The sequence below is a fragment of the Melaminivora alkalimesophila genome, assembly GCF_000282995.1.
Classification (GTDB): domain Bacteria; phylum Pseudomonadota; class Gammaproteobacteria; order Burkholderiales; family Burkholderiaceae_C; genus Melaminivora; species Melaminivora alkalimesophila.
In genome coordinates, this window is record NZ_ALEE01000173.1 from 1 (window position 1) to 3113 (window position 3113).

General features: G+C 72.7%; 2 protein-coding genes and 1 pseudogene. 2 read left to right on the top strand and 1 reads right to left on the bottom strand.

Going from position 1 to position 3113, the window contains the following annotated elements:
• Positions 1 to 539, top strand: a pseudogene (locus tag A612_RS02850) (dihydrolipoyl dehydrogenase); the annotation flags it as partial.
• Positions 540 to 641: 102 nt separating this feature from the next.
• The gene (locus A612_RS02855; RefSeq protein WP_019373094.1) at positions 642 to 1544 is read left to right on the top strand and encodes an NAD(P)-dependent oxidoreductase; all 903 of its coding nucleotides are present in this window, start codon (positions 642 to 644) and stop codon (positions 1542 to 1544) included.
• Between the two features lie 30 nt (positions 1545 to 1574).
• Here A612_RS02855 and A612_RS02860 read toward each other — a convergent pair.
• Positions 1575 to 3113: M14 family metallopeptidase (locus A612_RS02860; RefSeq protein WP_019373095.1), on the bottom strand; the 1539-nt coding region annotated here is incomplete at its 5' end.

Here is a 3113-nt window from a genome sequence, read left to right on the forward strand (position 1 = left end):
CGCACATCTTCGCCATCGGCGACATCGTCGGCCAGCCCATGCTGGCGCACAAGGCAGTGCACGAGGGCCACGTCGCCGCCGAGGTCATCGCCGGGGAGCTCAAGGGCGACCAGAAGCTCGCCAAGGCCGCCTTCGACGCGCGCGTGATCCCGAGCGTTGCCTACACCGACCCGGAGATTGCCTGGGTCGGCCTGACCGAAGACCAGGCGAAGGCGCAGGGCCTGAAGGTCAAGAAAGGCCTGTTTCCCTGGGCCGCCTCGGGCCGGGCGATCGCCAACGGGCGCGACGAGGGTTTCACCAAGCTGCTGTTCGACGATTCGCCCGAGGGGGGCGGTCGCGGCCGCATCCTGGGCGGCGGCATCGTCGGCACGCACGCGGGCGACATGATCGGCGAGATTGCCCTGGCCATCGAGATGGGCGCCGACAGCGTGGACATCGGCAAGACCATCCACCCGCATCCGACGTTGGGCGAGAGCATCGGCATGGCGGCCGAGGCGGCGCATGGCACGTGCACCGACTTGCCGCCACAGAGGAAGTGAGCGGGCAAGGCGAGCGATGAGGCGGCGAACTTGCCGCTTCGATCATCCATGCCCGGGCCGCGCCTGCCCTGCCGGGGCGGTGCAAGGAAGGAAAGACGAGCCATGCAGCAACCTCGGATCGGCCTGATCGGCGTCGGCCTGATGGGGCACGGCATTGCCCTGAACCTGGCCGGCAAGGGCCACGCGCTCACGGTGCTCGAGCATCCCGGCAACCAGCCGCTGGATGAGCTGCTGGCTCTGGGGGTGGCGACGTGCAAGGACGTCCAGGCGCTTGCGGCCCAGGCGGAGGTGCTGCTGCTGTGCGTCACCGGTTCCCCCCAGGTGGAGGCGATCCTCCTGGGCGAGGGCGGCGCCCTGGCGGCGCTCGCGCCCGGGGCGGTGGTCATCGACTGCTCGACGGCCATTCCCTCATCCACCGAACGCCTGGCGGCGCAGGCGCAGGCGGCGGGCGTGCACTTCCTGGATGCCGCCATGACGCGCACGCCGCGCGAGGCGCGCGAAGGGCGGTTGAACCTGCTCGTCGGCGGCGAGGCGCAGGTGCTGGCGCGCTGCCGTCCGGTGCTGCAGAGCTTCGCCGAGAACATCACCCACATCGGCGCGGCAGGCTCCGGCCACCGGATGAAGCTGCTGCACAACTACGTGTCGCTGGGCAGCGTGGCCCTGATCGCGGAGGCGGCGGCCTGCGCCCTGGCGGGGGGCGTTCCCGCCGAGGCCTTCGTCGAGGTGTTGGCACAGGGCGGGGGCGCCGGCGTGGCGCTGGAGCGTCTGCGTCCCTACCTGATGGCGCAGGACCCGTCGGCCCTGCGCTTCGCCATGGGCAACGCCCTCAAGGACCTGGGCTACTACCAGGCGATGGCGGGCGACTCGCAGGCGACGCGGCGCATTGCGCAGGCAGTCGAGCAGACCTATGCTGCCGCCGTCAGCGCGCGCGGTCCGGACACGCTGGTGCCCGAGCTGGTCGATCTGCTCGGCGCCGGCCCGGGACTGGGGCAGGGCGCCGGCTGAAGGGTCCGGGCCGCCGCGCCTGGCCGGGGTTCAGTCCATTTCCTCGAAGACCAGCGAGGGGTGGCCCATGACCCGGAGGGCGTCCGACAGGTGGCCGATGAGGCGGTGGCTCAGGTAGCTGCCGTCCGTGTCGGGCTCCAGCGCCGCCACCACCAGGTTCGCCAGCGGTTGGCTGAGCGGCACGTAGTAGCTCCCTTCTGGGACGTCGACCAGGCCGCGCCGTAGGCTGAGCTGCATCTGCGCGCCAGCGCCTGCACCGACCTGCTCGTAGCTGTCTGCCAGCACGGCCCCCGGCTCGGCCACGCGCAGCATCTGCACGCCCAGCAGCCGCAGGCGCTCGATCGCCGCGGCGGCGCCGGCCGAGAGCCAGTAGCCACAGGGGCGCGCGCGGCGCGTGACGGGCTCGAGTTCCTGGGTGGAATCCCACTGCAGGTGCAGCGGACGGTCCAGGCCCGTCTGCGGGTCGATGGCGAGCAGCTCGCGCTGCAGGGCGGTGCCGCGCGCGCGCACCACCAGCTCGCCGCGGCAGGCCTGCGATGCGGTATCGCGCGCCTCGTAGGAGCGCACCGCCTCCAGATCGGCCGCACGCTCGACCGTGCTGCGCAGCGCGCTCGACAGCGCCGTGACGTGGGCGTGCACGCGCCGCTGCAGGTGCATCCGGTCGAGGTCCGCGCCGCGGCTCGTGATCATTAGGCTGACGGCGTTCTTCAGGCCGTTCACGTTGCGCGCGTCCGCCGCCTCGGTGCTGCCGGTCGACAGGCGCTGCGCCGTCGGCTGCCCGGTCGGGAAGGCATGGTAGGGCTCCTGGCGCAGGCCGGCGGTGTCCAGCGCGCGCGCCATGGGAGCCTCATACCACTCGCGCGCTGCCTTGACCATGAACTCCGGCAGGTTGGGCGTGGTGGCGTGGCCGATCATCAGGTCGGCGCGCGGCAGCACGCCGTGGCGCTCCAGCAGCGGCCCTGCGACGGCATGTTCGTGCGCGTCCACCACCGCGATGGGACGGTAATTGCGCACCAGCCGCGCCAGCGCCTGCGCCTCGGGGGTGGCCAGCAACAGGTGGTCGCGGTCCAGATCCACGCCATTGGCCAACAGGTGCTGGCCGGCTTCCGAGCCGTCCGGGTTGGCGCGCGGCACCACGATCACGTTGATCGCCTCCAGCATGGGCTCCAGCAGCCCGCCTGGCGCCAGCTCGCGCGCCACGATGAGCAGGGCCTCGGCGCTGGCTGGCTCGTCCCCGTGCTGCTGGCCGATGAGCAGTACCGTGGGGCGGCCGCTGTCCTCGAGCGCGGCGACGTCGGTGCCGCGGGCGCGCGTCGCCACCAGGGCAAGGAGCGGTGTGCCGCGCTGCGAACGGCCGATGTCGAGCACCTGCATGCGGGTACTGCCGGAGCGGTTGGCGGCCCAGTGGCGCAGCCATTGCTCCAGCTCGGCGTTGGTGGTGAAGGCCCGGCGGCCGTCGGCGAGCCCGGGCGTGTCGTAGCGCACCGCGGGCGCGGGAAAGCGGGCTTCCAGCGCGGCGGCGCCGGCGACCAGCGGCGTGGCAGCCGCTTCGGCAGGGCCGCTGCCGGG